A 19,946-nucleotide genomic window follows, 5' to 3' on the forward strand; every position below is an offset into this window, starting at 1 on the left:
TGAAGGACCTGCGCGAGCAGATCGAGGCGCAGAGCTTCGCGCTCGGCCGGTCGGAGAGCGCGGTGGCGGTGATGCACAATGTGCGCAACGCGCTGTCCCCGATCTCGACCGTGATCAGCCACGGGATCGGCAGAACACCGCCGGTCGACCAGGCGTTGCTGACGCGCGCGGCGGAGGAACTGGGGAGGGCGGACCTGCCCGAGGCGCGGCGCGCCAAGCTGGGCGCGTTCGTCGCGGCGGGCGTGTCGGCGATGGCGGCGGCGCGCGCCGAGCAGGTCGAGCAGCTGGGAATCGGGCGCGACGCGCTGGTCCACGTGCTCGACATCATCGGGCAGCAGCAGGCGGCGGCGCACGAGCGGCCGCAGCTGTCGGAATGCGACATGACCGACGTGATCGCGCAGAACGCCACCATCGCGCGCTATTCGGGCAAGACGCAGATCGCGTTCAGCTATCCCGCGGAGCCGTGCCCGGTGCTGGCCAACCGCGTGATCCTGAGCCAGGTGGTCGGCAATTTGTTCGCCAACGCGGCGGAGGCGATCGCGGCGGCGGGGCGCGCGAGCGGGCGGATCACCGTGTCGTTCGCGCAGGTGAACGAGGCGATCGAGGTCAGGATCAGCGACGACGGCGAGGGGTTCGAGTCGCACGTCGGTGCGACGCTGTTCCAGCGCGGTTACTCGACCCGCGCGCACAAGTCGGGCGGGCTGGGGCTGCACTGGTGCGCCAATTCGATGACCGCGATGGAGGGCGCGCTGCGGCTGGAGAGCGAGGGACGGGGTGCGGGCGCGAGCGCGATCCTGACGCTCAAACGTGCGCAGGTGGCGGCGCTCGACCAGGCCGCCTGAGCGCCGTCCCGCTCCACACTCAGAGTGGGGATGCGGGATCGGTCAGGATGCCGCACCCGGCCGCGGCCTTGCCGACTTCCAGCGCGACTTTGGGATCCTTCACCTGGCCGGCGACGCGGATGAAGTCGCCCACGGTGAGGCGACCGGGCGTGGTGTCGCCCTCGCGCGTGGCGCGGGCGGCGCGACCGAGCTGCTGCAACTGCCCGATCGAGAGGTTCGCCTCCAACCGGTCGCCGACGCACCGCGACTGCGCGGGCTGGAACCCGTACCCCTCGAGCGAGCCGGCGATCTTCGCCGACGGGTCGACGCAGCCGGAGAGGCCGAGCGATGCGACGGCGATCGCGGCCAACGTGCCGGGTACGAGACGATCGGACATCAGGTCATCCTCCCACTGGACATCACGCCGGGCGATCGGTTCGACCGCGATCGTGACGTCTAGCGGAGAACCGCCGGCCAGGTCCGCGGTATCCGCGGTATTGTTGCACCCGATCGGGGTAGATTCTGCTCAGCGGAGTCGATCGGGGCAGTTGTCAGTAAATGGACGTCGACCCGTGCTGCCGCTCACGCGGCGACGTCGTCTCGGTCGCGTCGCAGGTACGGCGCGACGAGGCCGCGGTCGAGGTACCAGCGCTGCCGCTCGGGCGGGAGCGTGTCGAAGGCGGCGATCGTGCCGCGGCACTCGGGCGCGCCGCACGCGCAGGCCATGCGCCAGTCGGGATCGGCGAGCGTGGTGGAATAATCCCAGCTGATCTCCTCTCCCACCGCGATGTCGCGGATCGCGACCAGCACGGGCGCGTCGCCGTCGAAGCGCAGGCCGGCGTTGGGGGCGCAGCTGTGATTGATCAGGTCGTCGATCGCGCCCGACGGACCGAGGTACGCGTCGCGCGCGATCTGCACGAAGCGATCGGTGCGACCCGACAACCGTCGCGGCAGGCGGTCGGCGGCGAGGCGGCGGCCGGTAAAGGCGACGATCGGCTCGCCCGCGCGGAAACCCTGCGCGGCGAACACCGACTTGCCGAGATGCGTGTCGCGGATCGCGAACGGGTTCGCGGGTGCGTAGGCGTCGAGCACGCGCAAGCGCCCTTCGCGCCAGCCGAACGAGCGGAGCGGATTGACCGTCGCGAGCCCGATCATGAACCAGACGCTGGCGTGGCAGGCGAGCTCGACCAGGATGTAGGCGTATTCGCCCACGCCCTGTCCGCCGATGCGGGTGGCGAGGATCAGCGTGGCAAGGTCGCCGATCGACCACAGGCCCCAGGCGGGCGACCGTTCGCGCGCGCGGTCGGCCCAGACGCTGCGCCACGTCGGCCAGAAGCTGACCGGCACCACCGCGACGACCAGCATGTGCGCCCAGAACGCCTCGCGAAAGACGAGCCACAGCAGGATCGCGCCGAGCGAGGCGGCCATGCACACCCCCTCCAGCGCGTCGGGCGCCGACCAGCGCGCGCGCCGCCACAAGGCGACCGCGATCGTCAGGCACGCCGCGGCGGAGAACAGGAACACGAGCGACTGCGGCGTGCCGGGGTTGACTGCGGTATAGGTAACCGCCTCGATCAGCGTCGCGCTGCCCCAGATCAGCCAGGATGCGCGATTGGGCTCCACCAGGCGCCGCTGGAGCCCGGCCAGATAGATCGCGTAGCCGGTGAAGCTGGCGAAGACGGCGAGGAGGAACCAAAGGTCGGGGTACATGCTCGCTGCCGAGGAGGGTTAACGCGAGCGTAACGACCGCGCGCTGCCGCGTCCAGCGGGTGCGCGTGAACCGATTGGTGAGACTTGGCCGCTATGCCGGAGCGGGAAACCCGAGCGAGGATCATGGCCGAGCGCGCCGAACTATTGGACTGGCAGCAGGTGCCCGAGGATGCGTGGCATGACCTGGCGCGCGCGGCGGGCACGGCCAATCCGTTCTACGCGCCCGCGGCGGTGGCGGCGTGCGTCGACCTCCCCGAGGCGGTGCGGCCGCGCGTGCTGCTGGTGTGGCGGAACCAGACGCTGATCGGCGCGCTGCCGATCGCGACGCGGCGCGCGCGCGGGGTGGCGCTGTGCGTGGAGAATTGGGACCAGCGCGTCCGCGCATTGGGCGAGCCGTTGCTGCGCGCGGGCGAGGAGGCGGCGTTCTGGCGCGCGGGGCTGCCGATGCTGGCGCGGATGCCGGGGCAGTATCTGCGGCTGTCGGCGCTCGACGCGGACAGCGCGGGGACGCGGGCGCTGCTGGCGGTGCTGGGTGAGCAGGGTCGACCCCATTATCGCACGCGCGATTACGGCCGCGCGGTGCTGCACGGCGGGGCGTCGAGCGCGGCACACGCGGCCGAGCACGTGCGCGGCAAGGTGTTGAAGGAGCATCGCCGGCTGCGCGCGCGGTTGAACGATCGCGGTGCGCTGGTGTTCGAGCGGTTGGCGGCGGGTGAGCCGGTCGACGCGTGGATCGACGCGCTGTTCGCGCTGGAGCAGACCGGGTGGAAGGGGCGCGAGGGCGTCGCGGCGGCGGCGGACCCGGCGACCGAGCGGTGTTTCCGCGACCTGCTGCGCGCCGCGCACGAGGAGGGCACGCTCGATTTCCACCGCATGAGCGTCGGCGGTCAGGTGATCGCGACCCTCGCCAACCTGGAGCGCGGCGACGAGGCGTTCCAGCTCAAGATCGCGTACGACGAAGAATGGGCGAGCTTCTCGCCCGGCGTGCTGATCGAGATGGAATATCTCGCCCACGCGCTCGACCGGCGCGGGCTCGCCCGGGTCGACAGCTGCGCGCGCGCGGGGCATCCGATGATCGACCGGATCTGGCCCGAGCGGCGGCGGATCGTGTCGCTGGCGGTGCCGTTCGACAATCCTTTCTCGCGATTGCTGTGCCTCGGCAGCGATCGCTGGCGTACGCGGCGCGCGCGCGCGTCGACCTCTTCGATCCCGAAAGGAACCCCTGCATGACGCACACGCTGTTCGCCGACGACGGGCTGACCGACTTCTCCGTCGCGTATCCGGCCAAGGCCGCGCCGGTCCGGCACCAGTTGCACGACCACCCGCTGTTCGCGCTGCCCGCGCTCGCCGCATTGGCTGAGCGGTTGCCCGCGAGCCACGTCGAGCAGAGCCTGGGGAACCTCAAGGTCGATCAGGACCCGTCCGGCGTTCGCCAGGCCGACCTGTCGCCGGGCGAGATCGTCCGCACGATCGCGACCAACGGTTGCTGGATGGTGCTGAAGAAGGTCGACGTCGATCCCGATTACGCCGGGCTGATCGACGCGTGCCTGGCGGAGATCGCGCCGGTCACCAGCCTGATGACGGGTCCGTACCGCCGGCGCGAGGCGTTCATCTTCCTGTCGGCGCCGGGATCGGTCACGCCGTTCCACATGGACCCGGAGCACAACATCCTGCTCCAGATCGCCGGCAGCAAGACGATGCGCGTCTATCCGGCCGGCGACGACGAGATCGTGCCGCAGCAGGTGCACGAGGCGTTCCACCGTGGCGGCAGCCACCGCAACATGCGTCACGACCCGAGCTTCGACGCGAAGGCGCGCGATTTCGCGATGGGACCGGGCGACGCGGTCTACGTGCCGGTCAAGGCGCCGCACTGGGTGCAGAACGGCCCCGTGCCGTCGATCTCGTTCAGCATTACCTGGCGATCGGGCTTGAGCGACGGCGAGGCGCGGCTGCACCGCGTCAACCAGCGGATGCGTGCGCTAGGCGTCGAGCCGGGCGTGCCTGGCGCCAATCCGGGCATGGACGCGGCCAAAATCGCGGGGCACCGGATGGTCAAGAGCGCGGCGGCGAACGTCAAGCGCGCGCTGGGCAAGGGCAGCGACCGCGCCGCATATTGAGGCGGCCGTGCGCCTATTCGGGGAAGAACAGCGCGAGTTGGCGTCGCGCGTTCTTCTCCAAGTCGAACTCCGTCTCGACGTGAGCGCGGCCGCGTTTCGCCATCGCGAGCGCGGCTAGCGGATCGTCGTGGACGCGGGCGAGCGCGGCGGCGAGCGCGGACGAGTCGCCGGGTGGGACCAGCAGGCCGGTTTCGCCGTCGCGGATCAGCTCGGGGATGCCCGAGATCGCGGTGGTGATCGCGGGGCGCTGATAGGCGAGCGCCTCGATCATCACGTTGGGGATGCCCTCCTGCCGGCCGTCGGGGCCGATGACGCTGGGCGCGACGCAGACGCTGGCGGTGCGATACGCCTCCGCCACGACCTCGAACGGTTGCGCGCCGTGGAAGCGGACGCGGTCGGCGAGGCCGAGCTGCGCGGCGCGCGCGCGCAAGGTGTCCGCGTCGGGGCCGTGGCCGATCAGGTCGCAGCGCCACTCGCCGAGCGCGGAGCCGGCGAGCACCAGCGCATCGAGCAGGTGCTGGACGCCCTTCTTGGGCTCCAGCGCGCCGACGTAGAGGATGCGGAACGGGTCGGTCGCGGGTAGGTCGGCGACGGGCGTAATGCGGGTCACGTCGACGCTGGAGTGGATGACGTGGATGTCGCGCGCGGCCATGCCGGCGACGTTGGCGCGCAGGAAGTCGCGGCCGAACTCGCTGACGGTGCGCACGGCGGCGGCCGCGCCGATCTTCTCCGCCAGCAGCGCCTGGGTGCGGAACACGTCGTGCGCGCGGCAGCTGACCGAATAGGGCAGGCCGCCCGCCAGATGCCCGAGCCACGCGGCGGTGGCGGGGTGGCCGGCGAACTCGGCGTGGACGTGGGTCGCGCCCCAGGCGCGCGCATCCTCGGCGATCGCCAGCGCCTTGGGCACGAGTGCCAGCGACTTGGCGGCGATGCGCGGGTGGCGGCGATAGGCGTGGAGCATGCGCGCAATGCTGGCCGCGAGCGCGGCCGGGCGCCGCGCCAGCGCGCGCGCGAGCGCGGCGGGTTGAACGAAGCCGATGTCGACCGCGCGGCCTTCCAGCGGCGCGGCGAAGCCGTGGAGCGGCTGCGCGTGGCGGAACGGCGCGACGTGGTAGAGGCGCACGTCGACCCCCGCCTCGATGAACTTCATGAGGTCGCGGTAGATGAACGTCTCGGTCGATTTCGGGAATTCGGTGACGATGACGGCGAGCTTCATGGAGACACCTTCTCGGCCGCGCGCAGGCGCCCGCATTGCACCGCGATCGCGACCACCAGCCACAGGTAGCGCAGGTTCTTGTGCGGCATGAAGAAGCACGCCGCCATCAAGGCGACGAGCGCGACCGCGACCGCGAAGGCGCAGCGCGCGAGCAATGCGTCGCGAGCGCCCATCGCGCGCCACGCGGCGAGGAGCGCGTAGCCGAGCGCGGCGGCGAAGGCGAGGAAGCCGACCAGCCCGTACTCGACCGCGGCGTCGAGGTAAGTGTTGTGGAGCTCGCGCGGGAAGAGCTCGCGCCCCGGCATCCAGCGATAGTCGGGCAGGATGTAGTGGAGCGGGAAATTGCCCGGGCCGATGCCCCAGATCGGCGATTGCTGGAGCAGGTCGAAGCCGATTCGCAGGTAGCTGATGCGGCGGTACAGAGTCTGGTCGCGGCCGAAGTCGGTCACCGCGGTGAAGCGGTCGAGCAGCGTCGGCGGCAGGAACGGGATCGCGGCGACGCAGGCGACGATCCCGGCGACGATCAGCAGCGGGAAGTACGGCTTTGCCCGGAACGACAGCGCGATTAGCGCGAAGGCGACGCCCAAGCCGATGATCGCGCTGCGCGCCGAGCCGAGCACGAGCGCGAGCGCGCCGAGCGCGACCACCCCGGCGTAGACGAGGCGGAAGCGACGCTCGCCCGAGAAGATCAGCGCCGCGGCGAGCGCGACCGAGACGAGCAGCATCTGCGCCGCGGTCGTGGGGTTCTGGTCCGACCCGCCGGCCGAGCGCGCGACGCCCTCGAACCCCGCGGTGGTCGCCGCGATCGAGGTCGATACCAGACGCGTGCCGGTGCGCGACTCGATCACGATGATCGCGGCCGACACGGTGCCCGCGGCGATGATCGCCCACAGCAGCAGGCGTATGCGCGACGGCCGGTCGGCGATGACGAGCGTGCACAAGGCGGGCAGGATCGCGACGAACAGCTTCGACAGGTAGCTGAGCCCTTCCGGCTTGTGCGCCGACAGCGTCCAGCTGACCACCGCCCAGCAGAACATCAGCGCGATCAGACGCGCGCCGGTGTTGCCGCGCGCGCGCGGGGGGGCGGCAGGGTCGGCGGGGGCGATGAAGATCAGCGCGGTCATGCCGAGCAGCGCGGCGAGCGTCAGCTCGGTGGTGCCGATCGGCGACCCGCCAGACAGCCGGTTGGCGACCGCGTCGAGTTGCGTCAGGACGGCGTAGACGACGAGCGGCACCATCGCGAGCGCGCGCATAGTCTCCGCCGAGGCGGGGGCACGGGAGATCGCCGCGCGCCGGCGCGCGATCGCGGGCTCAGCGCTCGAATTCGATGACATGCGCGCTCGGCAGTGCCGCGGTGTCGACCTGCTCGCGCCAGTAGATACGCTCGTCCCCGCTCGCCGCCAGCAGCAGCAAGGCATCGGACGGCAGGCGCGCCAGCGTGTCGTCGCGCGCGCCCTGCGACAGGCCGCCGAGATAGACGAACGGCTTGGCGGCGGCGTCCCAGCGCGCGTCCGGCTGCGTGCCGTCGACGATGTGCAGGCGCCGGCCCGTACGGCGCAACAGGCCGTGGACGACCTGCGACAAGTGCTGCGCGTCGCGGTCGCTGCCGATCGCGCCGACGAACACGGGCCGGTCGTCGTCGAAGCGGAGCGCGGCGTCGTCGGTCAGGACGCGCCCGACCTCGGCGATCTCGGCGGCGGAATAGCCCTGCGGATCGGCCGGGCGCGGCAGCGCGTGCGGCAGATGGTGGTCGTGATGGACCTGCGGCGGCTGGGGTGCGGGGTCGGGTTCGGCCGCGACCGCAGCGCTCGCCAGTGCCACGGCGCGCTTCGCCGCGCGGGCAGGCTCGGGGCGGATCGGGTGGACGTCCGCGATCGCGCGGCGCGGTTCGGCGGCGACGTGGTCGAGCGCGGGTGCGTCGCGTTCGTCGTCGCATTCCTCGTCCGGGTCGTCGCGCCTGGCGGGTGCCGCGCCGAGCAGCAGCAGCGCGCAGGCCGACAGCGCGCAGCCGGCGATGAAGCCGAGCACGGTGTTGAAGAAGATCTTGGGCGAGGAGCGCACCAGCGGCGGCACCGCGCGCTCGATCAGCTGGATGCGCGGACCGTTGGCGAGGTTCTCGGTCTGGCTGAAGCTGACGCGCTCGGTCAGCGCGGTGACCTCGGCCTGGAGCGCGGTCGCCTGATCGTCGAGCGCCTTTACGCGATCCTCGTAGCCGCCCAATCCGGCGATCTGGCGGTCGAGCTGCGCGATGCGCCCCTCTCGGATCGCGACGCTGCGCTCCAGCCCCGAGGCGCGCGGCGCCTCGACCGCGAGCGTCTGGTCGAGGACGCCCTGCGCGCTCGACAGCTTGCCGCCGGCCTGGCGGCGGAGCGCGGCGACCTGGCTCGCCGCCGCGTCGCTGGCGGCGCGATCGGTGGTGAGCGCGGCCTGCTCGGTCAGGCGCGCCTCCAGCAGCGATTGTTTCTGCCGGTCGATGTCGACCACGCCGATCGAGGATTTGAGGTCGCGCGAGCGCTTCAGCACCGCGGCGAGTTCGGCGCGCTTCTGGTCCAGCCGGTCCTCGATCGTGCCGGCGAGTTCGCGCCCCGAGTTGCGCGACGCGGTGTCGGCGCTCGCGATGATCGCGTCGGCGAGCGCGTTGGCGAACCAGGCGGCGGACTGGGGATCGTCCCACTCGACCGCGATGCGGATCAGGTAGGTGCCCTCCACCGTCTCGATCGTCGTGCCTTCGAGCAGCGACTCGATCATGTCCTCGCGCAAGGGCAGCGGCGGCGCCTCGCCGTAGTTGAGGATCGACAGGATGCGGCCGGGCGAGAAGGACGGCGCGCCGGTGTTGGCCCTGATCCACGCGGCGCTGCTCTGCCCGGCGGCGGCGGCGTGCTCGGCGATGTAGCGGTCGACGATCGGCGCGACGACGGGACGCGTGCGCGCGAACTCGGCGTAGGTGCCGAGCAGCACGCTGCCGCCGTCGAAGGTCGAGCCGCGCACGAAGCGGCTGGCGTAGCCGAGCTCCTCCGCGGTCGGCACGATGTTGAGCCGGGCGGCGGCCTCGAACTTCGGTTTCTGCGCGAGATAGAATTGGCTGACCGCCCAGGCGAGCAGCGTGCAGGTGAGCACGAGCGCGAGGATCAGTTTCCAGCGCGACAGCACGATGCGCAGGTAGGTGGCGCCGATGCCGTTCATGCCGCGGCTCTGCAGGTGACGACGCCGCTCGTCACGGCTGGATCAACGTGACGGCGGAGCCGATATTGATGCCGTTGTAGCCGATAATTGCGCGGATCTGGCGCGAGCGGTCGACGTCGCGCGCGATCGCGGTCGGGGGCACGATCAGGATCGTGTAGGGCGGCAGGAAGTCGATCGGACGCCGGCTGCCGTTCAGGGTCGCGGACAGGTCGAGCATGCGCGCGACCAGCTGGTTGCCGATCGGGGTCAGCGCGACGACGCGCGACAGATCGGCGTCGCGGTTGCCGCCACCGGCGCGCGCGATCCCCTCGAACGGGGTGGTGCCGTCGCGGTACGGGAAGTTGCCGGGTCTGGCGACCTCGCCGAGCACGAAGATCTCCTGCGGCGGCGGCGGGCGATTGTACTCGAGCACGGCGACCGACACCTCGGGCCGCGCGAGCTTGGGGCGGTACAGCGCCTGGAGGCGTGCCTGGAGCTGGGTGGCGGTCAGCCCGCGGGTCTGGGTCGGCGAGAGCAGCGGCGGGCTGATCGCGCCAGACAGCTGGACGCGCTGGTCGGTGTTGAGCTGCGGCGTGTAGGGAAAGGTCAGGCGGATGAGGTCGCCGGCGTGGAAGTCGCCGTCCTGGTCGAGCCGCGCCTCCACCATGCGCGACGCGTCGCGCGCGAGATCGAGCGAGCCCGCGGTCAGCGGCACCGCCGGCGCGGGCGCGTAGCGCACCGGCCCCGCGCAGGCGGCGAGCGTCGCGGCGGCAGTGGAGAGAAGCAGGAAGGTGGAGCGCATGCGCGGACATCTCGCGAGATCGAAGTGGGACGAACGGTACCGAAGCGGCGTAACTTTAGCGTTAAGTGGCCCTTGACCCTGAAGTTGGTCGTGAACGGGCGAGCACCGCGTCGAGCAGCGCGGTGAACTCATCCGTCGAGGCCGCCACGGTGTAGCGCGCGGCGGTGTCGCGGGCGGCGGCGCGCACTCGCGCGCGCCGCGCTGCGTCGTGCAGCAGTGAGGCGATGGTGGCGGCGAGCGCGGCCGCGTCGCCCGGTTCGACGAGGAAGCCATTGCGATCGTGCTCGATAAAGGTTTCCGGTCCGCCCGCGCGGGTCGCGAGGACGGGCGTGCCGACCGCCATCGCCTCGATCAGCACGTTGCCGAACCCTTCGCGGCGCGACGAGGAGACGAGCAGCGCGGCGTGCGCGAGGACGGGCGCGAGATCGGGCGTGTGGCCCGCGAGTGTCACGGTGCCGCTCAGCCCCGCGCGCGCGATCTGCCGCTCTAGCGCCGCGCGCTCGGGGCCGTCGCCATGGATCGCCAGCATGAAGCGCTCGCCCGCGGCGGCGAGGCGGGCGGCGGCGTCGATCAGCGTGTCGAACCCCTTGGCGGGGACGAGGCGACCGGCGGCGACCAGGTGGCGCGTGGCGGGATCGAAGGCGGGCAGCGGGGCCGGCACGGCGGCGAGCACGGGGTTGCGGACGACGCGGACCCGCGCGCCCGCGATCTCTGCGGCGATCGCCCGCGTCGGGACGGCAACCGCGCTGGCGCGGCGGCGGAGCAGGCGCGTCGCGGTGCCGCGGAGCAGCGGCCATTTCGCCTCGGCGAGAAACGCGGCGGGGGGCGTGTGCTCCGACACGATCCGCGGCGTGCGCGTCGGCGCGGCGAGCAGCGCGAGGTTCATCGCGCTGGTGGCGGAGTAAGCGACGTCGATCCCGTGTTCGCGCAACCGCCGCGCGATGCGCCACGGGCGGGACAGCGCGCGATCGCCGCCGATCGCGACGACTTGCGTCTCGCGCGGCAGCAGGTCGAGGAAGGCGCCGTCGACGCGCCCGAGCATCAGGACCGGCTCGAACCTGTCCCGATCGAGCGCGGCGATCCAGTTGAGCACGACGCGCTCCGCGCCGCCCGGCCGGAAGTGCGGCAGCAGGAAGGCGACGCGGCGCGGCGTCACGCGCGGCGCCGGCGCTTGGCGAGGAGCTTGCCGACGATCTCGCGCACCTGCGCGACCTCGGGCACGTGGAGCGCGATCGCGGCGGCGGCGTAGGCGAGCAGCACCACCACGCCGAGCAGCGCGAGCAGCAGCAGCTGGCCCCACAAGGCGTGCGGCGCAGGCACGAGCCACAGCAGCGCCGTGCCGGCCAGCGCGGCAACAGCTGCGCTCAGCGCGCTTCGCGCGAGGTCGACGATCTGCGGCCCGGTCGCGAAATGGTGGAAGCGCCTGACCGCGACGGCCTGCGCCACCACGAAGGTTCCCGCGGTGGCGATCGCGGCGGCCCAGGCGATCCCGCCCGCGCCCCACAACGGCGCGGCGAGCGCGAGCGCGGCGACGCGCATGATCAGGCCGGCGAGCGCGATACGGATCAGGTCGGCGAGCGGGGAGGCGTGCGGGTCGGCGTAGATCGCGCTGGTGATCGCACTCGATGGTGCGAGAAAGATCTGCGCGGCGGCGTAGCCGGTGGTGCAGGCAGCCGCAGTGGCGATCGCCTGCGCGCCGAACGCGCCGTGTCCGAACAACGCGCCGACCATCAGCGGTGCGCCCAGCATCATGCCGACCGAGACGGGCAATTGCGCGAACACGGAGATGCGCTGAAAACGCTGGATACCTGCGGCGGCGGCGCGGCGATCGGATTGCTGCACAGCGTGGATCAGCTCGGGCGCGAGCACGGTGGCGAGGCTCGACATGACGAGGCCGGGGACGAGCGAGACGAGCCTAGAGCCGTACTCGAGCGAGGCGACCGCGCCGTCGGCGGCGGTCGAGGCGAAGGCGAAGTCGAGCAGCGTCGTTGCCTGGAAATAGGCGTTGATGACGAGGGCGGCGACGATGCCGCCGCCCGCGGTCGGCATCGGCTTGGCCGGGGGCGTGGCGACGCTCGGCACCGCGGCGGGTGGGCGCACGATCGACCAGGCGCCGGCGAGCAGGATCAGGAAGCCGACGACGCCGCTCGCCAGCATCGTCCACGCGCCCGCGACGATGCCGAGCGGCGGCACGAGCAGCGCGAGCACGAGGAGCAGCATCGCGCGCTGGACGAGGTTGGTGCCCTCGCTGAGCAGGTAGCGCCGCCGCGCCTGCAGGATCGCGGCTAGGAACGAGGCGACCACAGCGATCGGCAGCAGAGGCAGCATGATCGTCATCATGCGCGCGGTCAGCGTCGCCTGCGCGCCGCGGAAGCCGGGCGCGAACAGCCCGACGAGCCGATCGGGCGCGAGCATGGCGGCGGCGAGGACCAGCGCGAAGACGAGCAGGAACCAGCCGATGCGGCGCGGCAGGAGGTAGATCGACAGCGGCTGCCCGCGATCGACCGCGGCCATCACGGGCGGCAGCACGACCTGGCCGATCAGCTTGCGGATCGTGTCGGCGAACCCGACGGTGGTGCGGCGCGCGAGGAAAAAGGCGTCGAGCTGTCCCGACGCGCCGAAGCGGTTGGCGAGCAGCACCGAGACGAGGAACGACAGCCCGAAATCGAGCCCGCGGATCGCCGACACGACCCCGGCGGAGCGCACCAGCGTGCGCATCGAACTGCGCGGGCGATAGGCGGCGGGTGCGGTCATCGCGCGCGCGCGCCCGCCGTGTCGTTGAGGCCCAGCGTACCGGTGTAGGACGACACGCGGGTCCAGCGCTGGTGGAACAGGTGGAAGTGGCGGACGCGAATGCCGCACTCGCGGTAGCCGAAGTGACGCTGGACCTGGTAGGATGCGCGATTGTCGCGGTCGATGACGCCGAACTGCCGCTCGATCCCGAGCTCCTGCATGACGTGGAGCGCGTAGCGCGCGAGCGCGAGCCCGCCGCCGCGGCGCCGCTCAGCCGGCTCGACCAGCCAGCAGTAATGATAGGCCTCGCCCGGTCTCACCGCGTAGAACTCGCGCGAAGCGGGATCGTGGTGGTCGCTGAGCGCGAGCCAGGCGCATCCCACCGCCGCACCGTCGCGCAGGACGAACAGCCCCACCTTGCCCGCGCGGCACATGTCCTGGAAGGCGGGCGCGCGGCCGGACAGCCAATCGCAGAGCGGCGGCAGCGCGCCCGGATCGGTGGCGGTGACGAACGACAGGCCGGTGGTCTTGCCGAGGCCGGCGCGGATCCACTCGCGGCGACATTCCAGCACCACGCTCTCGCTGGAGCGATACACGTGGTCGGCCCACGCCTTCCCGAGCCGCCGGCGCAGGCGCGACCAGGGGTTCGATGGGATGAGCGCGGCCTCAGCCACGACCGCTCACCCGACGCAGGCGGCGATACGCGCCGCGCGCACCGAACAGCAGTGTGTGCTGGATCGGTTGCAGGACGAGCATCTGCATCGGCGGCATGATGCGGCGGTGCGGCGCGAAGGCGGTCTTGAACTGGACGCGTCCAGCCTCGCCCGCGTCGCGCGGTTCGCCGTCGGGCAGCCCGGCGAGGTCGTAGCCGACGCAGCCGACTGCCCTCGCGGCGCCCATGCCGTGCCACAGCAGCGGGTAGCCGGGCGAGGCCCCGTCGCGGTCGAGCGTGACGAGCGAGAGCCAGATCGCCTCGTCGCCTTGGCGGGCGAAGGCGTGCGCGCCGACAGGTACGCCGTCGCGTTCGGCGAGCAGCATCGCGCCGCCGCAGCTCGCCACCAGTTGCGCCTGACCGCCGGCGTCGGGCTGCCCCGCCATGTCGTAGTCGCGGCGCTCGGCGGCGAAGCGGTCGAGTAGCTGTTGGTAGGTGTCCAGATCGGCCTCGCCCGTGACCGCGCGGACGGTGATCCCGGCCTTCTCCGCGGCGCGGATCGCGCGGCGTCCGCGCTGCTTGAACCCGGCGAGGATCTCCGCCTCCGGCTTGTCGAGCCACACGATGCCGGTCGCGTGGTGGAGCGACTGCTGCTGCGCGGGCAGCGGCACGAAGCCGGCCGCGCGCATCGCCTCGGCGATCAGGGGCAGTTGGCGGCCGCGCACGCGCGGGGCGAGCTGTACCGAGCAGCAGCCGGCACGCTTCAACGCGTCGCGCAGCGCGGCGAGAACCGCGGGCAGCTTAGAGGGATCGTGGACCACGGGGCCGCGCTGCACGGTCGCGAGCCAGGCGCCCATGGCGAGGCGCGTCGCGCGCACCACCGCCGCGCCGATGATCTCGTCGCCCGAGCGGCAGATGAAGAAGCGCCAGCCGCGGCGCGCGTGGCGAGGCGCCGCAGCGGCCCAGGCGCGGGTCTGCTGGTAAGCGCCGAATGGGGCCGCGCACATGAAGGCGTCGAAGGCCGCGGCATCGCCGGCATCGAGCATCTCGCTCAACACTGTCCTTGTCGCGTCACGAGATATGGCCGATCCGTCCATTCACCAATTCTTCGGAAGAAACGTGATAAACACCGGGATATCGGGAGGGACTTGCAGAGTGGTTAAATGCTGGCGGTAAGTTCTGAGGTACCGTTCCATTTCGGATCAAACTGGTTCGACTGCTGGACGGAAGCGTTCGGACCCGCCGATGTGGTCGGCGGACTGCACGTGGTCGCGGCGCAACGCCGGATCGGGCCGCTCAGCTTGCGCGTGCTGCGCAGCGCGACCAACCCGCACAGCGTCCACTACGGCGTGAGCGACGCGATGCCGCTCCACGACGACCTGCCGCAGCGATTGCTGGCGCACGCGCGCGCGGCCGCGGTCGAGCTGGACTACCTGCCCGAAGGGTCGCGCCTGCTGGAGGCGGCGACGCGCTGGCGCGGCGTGCGCGTCCGCGTGGCGCCGCACGCGCTCGCGCCGTTGATCGACACGACCGGCAGCTACGACGACTGGCTGGGGCGGCGCAGCAAGCGCATTCGCACGCTGCTGCGACGCGAGAACGACGCCGCGGCGAAGCTGGGGATGCGGTTCGAGAAACTGTCGACCGACCCGACCGCCGGCGACCTGTGGCAGCGGATGCTGGCGCTGGAACAGGCGGGCTGGAAGGGCCGCGAGCGCAGCGCGATCCTCGACGATCCCGCCGCCACGCGCTTCTACACCGCGCTGGCGAAGCGGGCGGCGGCGGCGGGGGCGTTGCAGATTGGGCTGCTGTGGCTGGGCGAGCGGCTGGTGGCGTTCGAGTTCGGCGTGCTGGGGGGTGGGCGGCTGTTCCTGCTCAAGGTCGCCTACGATGAGGAATTCGCGTCGCTTTCGCTCGGTCACGTGCTGGCATCCTGGATGATCCGCCAGTGTTTCGAGCAACCTGGCATCGATTGCTACGACAAGATGGGCAATGGCATGACCCCGGCGCCGTACAAGCTGCGCTTCGCCGACGCGTGCGCGCCACTGTACCGGGTGACGATCTACGCGCGGGGGCCGCGGGGTGCCACACTGTTCGCGTATGACGCGGCGCGCGCGCGCGCGAAGGCGTGGCGCGACGCGCGCCGGGCAGCGGCGTGACCCGCAAGGTTGAGCGGATCGCGCGCACGCGGCGCTGGGCGACGATCGTCGCGGCGTCGGGGACGATCGCGCTCGCGGCATGGGTGTTGCTGCCGGCGCCGTGGGGCTGGGCGGCGTTGGCGATCCTCGCCGGGGGACTCGCGGTCGCGCACCCGCAGATGATCGCGCCGCCCGGGGTCGCGGTGCTGACCTACCACTCGGTCAGCCCCGACCCCGCCTGGTTGCCGTGGTCGCGCGAGATCGCGGTGCATCCCTCGACGTTCGAGCGGCACCTGCGCACGCTCAGGCGAATGGGCGTGACGATCGTCGGCAGCCGCGCGCTGACCGAGCGACGCAGCGCCGGGGCGCCGACCCCGGCCAATACCGTCGCGCTGCACTTCGATGACGGGTATCTCGACAATTGGCGCTGCGCCGCGCCGCTGCTGCGCGCGCATGACGCGCCCGCAACCTTCTTCGCCTCGCTCGACTTCGTCGATCCCGCGCGCGGCGTCCGCGACGACGGTCCGCTCGACGGGTACATGACGTGGGACGAGCTCGCCGCGCTGGAGGCCGATCCGCGCTTCGAGGTCGAGCCGCACGGCGTGGCGCACGCGCGCGTGCCGACCGGCGAGCGCGTCGTCGGGGTGCTCGACGCGGCGAACTGGCGCACGCACGCGTGGATGCAGTGGGACGCGACGCCGGGATCGAAGCACGACTGGTACCGCCGCGCGCTGCCCGAGGCTGTGCCGGTCGGCAGCACAATCCCCGCCTCCGGCCTCGCGCTCGCTGAACCGGCCTTGCGCGACGGCGTGCGCGAGAGCGTCGACACGCTGCACGAGCGGATTGCGCGCGACCTGGGCGCGTGTCGCGCGACGTTCGAGCGCGAGCTGGGCATCACGCCGCGGCTGTTCTGCTGGCCGGAGAATAAATTGTGCGCGCAAGGCCGCACGATCGCCCGCGCGCTCGGCTACCGCGCGACCACGGGGGGCAGGGGACGCAACACCGCGGACGAGCCCGCCGACACGATCTCGCGTATCCACGTCAACGATCGCGCGCTGGGCTTTCGCTGGCTGGCGGCAGAAGGCGTGTACCTGCGCGCGGCGGTGCGATTGATGCAGGGCAATCATTACTGGTACCTGCTGCTCGCGCCGATGCAGCTGACGCGACGCGCGATTTTCGTGTGGCGCCGCCGGTTCGGACGCGATTTTGCCTGAAGCCGGCCATGCTAACCTTGTTCGGTGACGCTCGCTCAACCATTGATCGGCACGACCCGACCGTCACGAGAGCAGATTCGACCCGCATGACCGACCCCGCGCCCGCTATCCCCCAGGCCGAACGCCGCAAGGATCTGGCCCGGCGCGTGCGGTTCGAGTGCGACATGCGCGGCGTTCCGCTCCACTTGGAGTTTAAGCGGCGCGGGTACGCACGGCACCTCAAGCCATTGTTCGATCGCGCGGTGGCGCTGGTCGCGGCGATCGTGCTCATGCCGGTGTTCGTCGCGGTGGCGATCGCGATCAAGCTGGACGATCGGGGACCGGTGCTGTTCATCCAGCAGCGGACCGGCTACCTCGGGCGGCGCTTCCGCTTGTTCAAGTTCCGCACCATGGTGGTCGACGCGGAGGCGCTGAAGGAGAAGCTGCGCGCGCGCAACGTCCACGCGGCCGACTCGCCCGATTTCAAGCTGGTCGACGATCCGCGCGTGACGCGGATCGGGCGCGTGCTGCGCAAGACCAGCCTCGACGAACTGCCCAACCTCTGGAACGTCGTGCTGGGCGACATGGCGCTGGTCGGGCCGCGGCCGACCTCCTTCTCCGCGGGCACCTATCGCATGGCGCACCTGCCGCGCCTCGCGGTGAAGCCGGGACTGACCGGGCTGTGGCAGGTGTCGGGGCGGGCCAACATCGACTTCGACGAGCGGTCGGAGCTCGACATGCGCTATATAAAATCCTTGTCGGCGAAGCAGGACATCGACCTGATCATGCGCACGATCGGCGCGGTCAAGCGCGGCGATGGCGCCTGCTAGCGCACGACGACGCGGACCCGGCTAGCTTACGACGACGCGGACGTTGTCGAACCAGGCGGTGGCGGGCACCGCGTTGCTGTTGGCGGTGATGCCGATCTGAACGCGGTCGATCGCGACGCGCGGCAGGTCCGCGGCGGTGGCGCCGCGCGCGGCGAGTACTTCCTCTCCGTCGAGCAGCACGCGTGTCTCGCCATCATTGCCGGCCGAGACCCGGACCTGCCACACGATATGGTGCCAGCGATCGTTGGCGAGTGTCGGCGCCTCGTCGCGCGTCCAGGCGTGCTCGACGCCGATCTTCGAGCGGTCGACGCGCAGGCGGCCGCGACGCAGGTACAGGCGGATGCCTGGATTGCCGCCCTCGCCGCAGGTGGCGCATTCGAGATCGACGAGCTGGAGCGAGTTGAGCGGGGTGCCGGCGGGCACGCGCAGGTCGAAGGCGACGCTGATCCGGCGACCGGCGCCGACCGGGCGCAGGCGGGCGACGATGTCGGCCTTCGCGACACCGTCGCTCTTGGGCTCGGCGCGGGCGACCAGCGCCAGCCCGGCGCGCGCCGGCGCGGGCGCTGCGCGGACGCTGCCGCGGATCTGCTGCGCGATCGCCCAGGGCGAGGCGGCGCAGCGGCCGACGCACAGGCCGCGGTCGAAATCGTCGGCGAAGCTTGCCAGGTCGGATTGCGCGGTGGACCGCGACGCCACGACGGCCGCGATCAGCGCCCCGGTGGCGAGCAGGAGGGGGATGGCGATGCGGGTCACGCGGCGTCCTTCTGCGGGGTCCACTGCGCGTAGCGGCGACCGGCGACGAACAGCAACGTGCCGAGCGCGAGGCCGGCGAGGTGAAGGGTCGCGCCGTGAACGACGCGCAAAGGGCCGAGCAGCCGGAGCCCGAGCGCCCCCGCGACGCCGATCGCGACCGTCGCGGTGAGCGCGAGCGAGACGAGCGTCCACCACCAGCTGCCGCCTAGCGCCAGCACGCCGGCGAGCAGCCAGAGCGGCAGCAGGGTGAGCGGCACCAGCCGCCGCGCGACCTTGTGGAGGACGAGCGCGGGTGCGTACCAGCCGGTGCGCCACGGGTTCATCAGCGCGCGGCGGCGCCACAATCCGGTCAGACCGCGGACGGTGATGCGGACGCGCCGGCGGAACTGCTGCCGACCGCCGGTGATGCTGTGCTCCCACACCCGCGCGTCGTCGGCGAAGGCGATGCGATAGCCGGCGGCGACCGCGGCGGTGCTGACGTAGAAGTCGTCAGTGGCGTCGGGCACGACGTGCGGCACGAGCGCGCGGCGGATCGCGTAGAGCCCGCCGTCGGCGGAGACGCAGCCGAACAGCCGGTCCTCCGCCTCGCGCAGGCGCGATTCGTACTGGCGGAAAAGGCGGTCGGCGACCGAGAAGCGGCCGGCGCGACGCGTGCGTAGCGTCTCGACGCGACCGGCCACCGCGCCGACGCGCGGGTCGGCGAAGGGGGCGAGCAGCGCGGGGAGGGTGGCGTGGTCGAACAGCGGGTCGGCGTCGGTCATCACCAGCACCCGCCCACGTGCCTGCGGAACCGCGCGGTTGAGCGCCGCCGCCTTGCCGCCGCGCGGGCAGACGATCACCGTCGCGCCCGCGGCGCGCGCGATCGCGACCGTGTCGTCGCTTGAACCGTCATCGGCGACGAGTAGCTCCGCCTCACCCGGCCAGTTCGCCAGCGCGCGGGTGACCGAGGTGAGTTTCGGCCCCAGCGTTCCGGCCTCGTTGTGCGCGCAGATCAGCACCGTGAGCGAGGGGTGGTCGGACGCGCCAGCGGGCAGGCGCCGCGGCGGACGCAGCGCCGCCGCGCCGAGCACGAGTGCCGGATAGCCGAGAAACACCGCGAGCGGCAGGGCGAGCAGGATCCAGGCGGCCGACTGCATCAGCCGCGTCTACCCGGCGGTGGTTGATTTTGGGCTAATGAGGCTCAGTCGTGCGGCGCTGAACGGACCCAGTCACCGAGCGACAGGTCGGCGGTTGCGCGAACCTCCGCGCTCAGCGTGTCGCGCATGATGTCGATCGCCCAGGCGGTCCGCTCCGGGCTGATGCCGGCGACGGCGTCGGCGGGCACCCACAGGTCGTACTCGCGCATGTGCGCGTCGGCGGCGGTGAACAGCACGCAGATGTCGGCGGCGACGCCGGTCAGGATCAGCCGCGAGATACCCAGCCGCGGGAGGATCGCCGGCAGGTTCGTCGCGTAGAAGCCGGAGAACTCGGGCTTTATGACGAAATAGTCGCGCTCGCCCGGCGCGAGCCGGCGCGCGATCGCGCAACCTTCCGGATTGTCGTCGATCAGTTGCTCGATCAGCTGATCGGGGGTCGATTGCCAGTCGCCGTAATTGTCGTTGACGTAGATGACGGGGACGTCGGCGGCGTGCGCCTGTTCGCGCAAGCGCTCGACCGCGCCCGCCGCCCGGTGCGCCGCCTCGACGAGCGGGCGCGAGTCGGCGAAGTCGAAGCGGTTGAGCATGTCGATGATGAGCAGCGCGGCATCCGCCATGCGATTCTCTCCTGATCGTTGGATCACGCGCATAGGCATGGGCGCGGCGCGCGCGTGATGACGCAGGTT

19 protein-coding genes are annotated in these 19,946 nt (G+C 71.8%); 6 read left to right on the forward strand and 13 right to left on the reverse strand.

What is annotated here, in order from left to right:
- Positions 1-842 (forward strand): ATP-binding protein (locus tag ACFDS6_RS03850; protein ID WP_375270788.1); only part of this gene is annotated, 842 nt, incomplete at its 5' end.
- Positions 843-861: 19 nt separating this feature from the next.
- Here the strand turns inward: ACFDS6_RS03850 and ACFDS6_RS03855 are convergent.
- Positions 862-1,218 carry a hypothetical protein gene (locus ACFDS6_RS03855; RefSeq protein WP_375270789.1) on the reverse strand — a complete coding sequence of 119 codons (357 nt, stop codon included), beginning with the start codon at positions 1,216-1,218 and terminating at the stop codon, positions 862-864.
- Positions 1,219-1,403: 185 nt separating this feature from the next.
- Positions 1,404-2,531 (reverse strand): SET domain-containing protein, encoded by a 1,128-nt coding sequence (locus ACFDS6_RS03860; RefSeq protein ID WP_375270790.1) that lies wholly within the window; start codon positions 2,529-2,531, stop codon positions 1,404-1,406.
- 123 nt (positions 2,532-2,654) lie between these two features.
- On the opposite strand from ACFDS6_RS03860, the gene ACFDS6_RS03865 reads away from it, so the two are divergent.
- Positions 2,655-3,761 (forward strand): GNAT family N-acetyltransferase, encoded by a 1,107-nt coding sequence (locus ACFDS6_RS03865; RefSeq protein WP_375270791.1) that lies wholly within the window; start codon positions 2,655-2,657, stop codon positions 3,759-3,761.
- Positions 3,758-4,648, forward strand: a complete 891-nt coding sequence (locus tag ACFDS6_RS03870; RefSeq protein ID WP_375270792.1) for a JmjC domain-containing protein — start codon at positions 3,758-3,760, stop codon at positions 4,646-4,648. Before ACFDS6_RS03865 ends, ACFDS6_RS03870 begins: the two co-directional genes overlap by 4 nt.
- A gap of 13 nt (positions 4,649-4,661) precedes the next feature.
- On the opposite strand, the gene ACFDS6_RS03875 is transcribed toward ACFDS6_RS03870, so the two are convergent.
- The 8 genes from ACFDS6_RS03875 to ACFDS6_RS03910 form a co-directional block, all read right to left on the reverse strand.
- Positions 4,662-5,864, reverse strand: coding sequence for a glycosyltransferase (locus tag ACFDS6_RS03875; protein WP_375270793.1), 1,203 nt, complete (start codon positions 5,862-5,864; stop codon positions 4,662-4,664).
- On the reverse strand, positions 5,861-7,198 hold the full coding sequence (locus tag ACFDS6_RS03880; protein ID WP_375270794.1) for an O-antigen ligase family protein: 1,338 nt from the start codon (positions 7,196-7,198) through the stop codon (positions 5,861-5,863). Before ACFDS6_RS03880 ends, ACFDS6_RS03875 begins: the two co-directional genes overlap by 4 nt.
- On the reverse strand, positions 7,176-9,047 hold the full coding sequence (locus ACFDS6_RS03885) for a hypothetical protein (RefSeq protein ID WP_375270795.1): 1,872 nt from the start codon (positions 9,045-9,047) through the stop codon (positions 7,176-7,178). The genes ACFDS6_RS03880 and ACFDS6_RS03885 overlap by 23 nt, the downstream gene beginning before the upstream one ends.
- 31 nt (positions 9,048-9,078) lie before the next feature.
- Positions 9,079-9,828 (reverse strand): polysaccharide biosynthesis/export family protein, encoded by a 750-nt coding sequence (locus tag ACFDS6_RS03890; protein ID WP_375270796.1) that lies wholly within the window; start codon positions 9,826-9,828, stop codon positions 9,079-9,081.
- 61 nt (positions 9,829-9,889) lie between these two features.
- Entirely contained in the window at positions 9,890-10,984 is a 1,095-nt protein-coding gene (locus ACFDS6_RS03895) for a glycosyltransferase (protein ID WP_375270797.1), read from the reverse strand.
- Positions 10,981-12,582, reverse strand: coding sequence for a lipid II flippase MurJ (locus ACFDS6_RS03900; protein WP_375270798.1), 1,602 nt, complete (start codon positions 12,580-12,582; stop codon positions 10,981-10,983). Before ACFDS6_RS03900 ends, ACFDS6_RS03895 begins: the two co-directional genes overlap by 4 nt.
- Positions 12,579-13,235, reverse strand: coding sequence for a GNAT family N-acetyltransferase (locus tag ACFDS6_RS03905; protein WP_375270799.1), 657 nt, complete (start codon positions 13,233-13,235; stop codon positions 12,579-12,581). Before ACFDS6_RS03905 ends, ACFDS6_RS03900 begins: the two co-directional genes overlap by 4 nt.
- Positions 13,228-14,259 carry a lipid II:glycine glycyltransferase FemX gene (locus ACFDS6_RS03910; protein WP_375270839.1) on the reverse strand — a complete coding sequence of 344 codons (1,032 nt, stop codon included), beginning with the start codon at positions 14,257-14,259 and terminating at the stop codon, positions 13,228-13,230. Before ACFDS6_RS03910 ends, ACFDS6_RS03905 begins: the two co-directional genes overlap by 8 nt.
- A gap of 117 nt (positions 14,260-14,376) precedes the next feature.
- Between ACFDS6_RS03910 and ACFDS6_RS03915 the strand changes: the two genes are divergently transcribed.
- From ACFDS6_RS03915 to ACFDS6_RS03925, 3 genes are all read left to right on the forward strand, one after another.
- Complete coding sequence (locus ACFDS6_RS03915) at positions 14,377-15,369, forward strand: GNAT family N-acetyltransferase (RefSeq protein ID WP_375270800.1); 993 nt, start codon at positions 14,377-14,379, stop codon at positions 15,367-15,369.
- Positions 15,366-16,562 (forward strand): polysaccharide deacetylase family protein, encoded by a 1,197-nt coding sequence (locus ACFDS6_RS03920; protein ID WP_375270801.1) that lies wholly within the window; start codon positions 15,366-15,368, stop codon positions 16,560-16,562. Before ACFDS6_RS03915 ends, ACFDS6_RS03920 begins: the two co-directional genes overlap by 4 nt.
- A gap of 86 nt (positions 16,563-16,648) precedes the next feature.
- Positions 16,649-17,371, forward strand: a complete 723-nt coding sequence (locus ACFDS6_RS03925) for a sugar transferase (RefSeq protein WP_375270802.1) — start codon at positions 16,649-16,651, stop codon at positions 17,369-17,371.
- Positions 17,372-17,392: 21 nt separating this feature from the next.
- On the opposite strand, the gene ACFDS6_RS03930 is transcribed toward ACFDS6_RS03925, so the two are convergent.
- Genes ACFDS6_RS03930 through ACFDS6_RS03940 form a run of 3 tightly spaced genes read right to left on the reverse strand, consistent with a single transcriptional unit; the run spans position 17,393 to position 19,877 of the window.
- Positions 17,393-18,124 (reverse strand): heparin lyase I family protein, encoded by a 732-nt coding sequence (locus tag ACFDS6_RS03930; protein WP_375270803.1) that lies wholly within the window; start codon positions 18,122-18,124, stop codon positions 17,393-17,395.
- Positions 18,121-19,260 (reverse strand): glycosyltransferase, encoded by a 1,140-nt coding sequence (locus ACFDS6_RS03935; RefSeq protein ID WP_375270804.1) that lies wholly within the window; start codon positions 19,258-19,260, stop codon positions 18,121-18,123. The genes ACFDS6_RS03930 and ACFDS6_RS03935 overlap by 4 nt, the downstream gene beginning before the upstream one ends.
- A 44-nt stretch (positions 19,261-19,304) precedes the next feature.
- On the reverse strand, positions 19,305-19,877 hold the full coding sequence (locus ACFDS6_RS03940) for a cysteine hydrolase family protein (RefSeq protein WP_375270805.1): 573 nt from the start codon (positions 19,875-19,877) through the stop codon (positions 19,305-19,307).
- Positions 19,878-19,946 lie beyond the last annotated feature (69 nt).

The organism is Sphingomonas sp. (assembly GCF_042095875.1).
In the GTDB taxonomy this organism is placed as follows: domain Bacteria; phylum Pseudomonadota; class Alphaproteobacteria; order Sphingomonadales; family Sphingomonadaceae; genus Sphingomonas.

Excerpts from the sequence above, each read along its gene's own strand:
- ACFDS6_RS03910 (WP_375270839.1), bottom strand. The coding sequence starts at position 14,259 with ATGCTCGATGCCGGCGATGCCGCGGCCTTCGACGCCTTCATGTGCGCG.
- ACFDS6_RS03885 (WP_375270795.1), bottom strand. The coding sequence starts at position 9,047 with ATGAACGGCATCGGCGCCACCTACCTGCGCATCGTGCTGTCGCGCTGG.
- ACFDS6_RS03870 (WP_375270792.1), top strand. The coding sequence starts at position 3,758 with ATGACGCACACGCTGTTCGCCGACGACGGGCTGACCGACTTCTCCGTC.
- ACFDS6_RS03900 (WP_375270798.1), bottom strand. The coding sequence starts at position 12,582 with ATGACCGCACCCGCCGCCTATCGCCCGCGCAGTTCGATGCGCACGCTG.
- ACFDS6_RS03865 (WP_375270791.1), top strand. The coding sequence starts at position 2,655 with ATGGCCGAGCGCGCCGAACTATTGGACTGGCAGCAGGTGCCCGAGGAT.
- ACFDS6_RS03925 (WP_375270802.1), top strand. The coding sequence starts at position 16,649 with ATGACCGACCCCGCGCCCGCTATCCCCCAGGCCGAACGCCGCAAGGAT.
- ACFDS6_RS03860 (WP_375270790.1), bottom strand. The coding sequence starts at position 2,531 with ATGTACCCCGACCTTTGGTTCCTCCTCGCCGTCTTCGCCAGCTTCACC.
- ACFDS6_RS03890 (WP_375270796.1), bottom strand. The coding sequence starts at position 9,828 with ATGCGCTCCACCTTCCTGCTTCTCTCCACTGCCGCCGCGACGCTCGCC.
- ACFDS6_RS03855 (WP_375270789.1), bottom strand. The coding sequence starts at position 1,218 with ATGTCCGATCGTCTCGTACCCGGCACGTTGGCCGCGATCGCCGTCGCA.
- ACFDS6_RS03915 (WP_375270800.1), top strand. The coding sequence starts at position 14,377 with ATGCTGGCGGTAAGTTCTGAGGTACCGTTCCATTTCGGATCAAACTGG.
- ACFDS6_RS03875 (WP_375270793.1), bottom strand. The coding sequence starts at position 5,864 with ATGAAGCTCGCCGTCATCGTCACCGAATTCCCGAAATCGACCGAGACG.
- ACFDS6_RS03940 (WP_375270805.1), bottom strand. The coding sequence starts at position 19,877 with ATGGCGGATGCCGCGCTGCTCATCATCGACATGCTCAACCGCTTCGAC.
- ACFDS6_RS03935 (WP_375270804.1), bottom strand. The coding sequence starts at position 19,260 with ATGCAGTCGGCCGCCTGGATCCTGCTCGCCCTGCCGCTCGCGGTGTTT.
- ACFDS6_RS03880 (WP_375270794.1), bottom strand. The coding sequence starts at position 7,198 with ATGTCATCGAATTCGAGCGCTGAGCCCGCGATCGCGCGCCGGCGCGCG.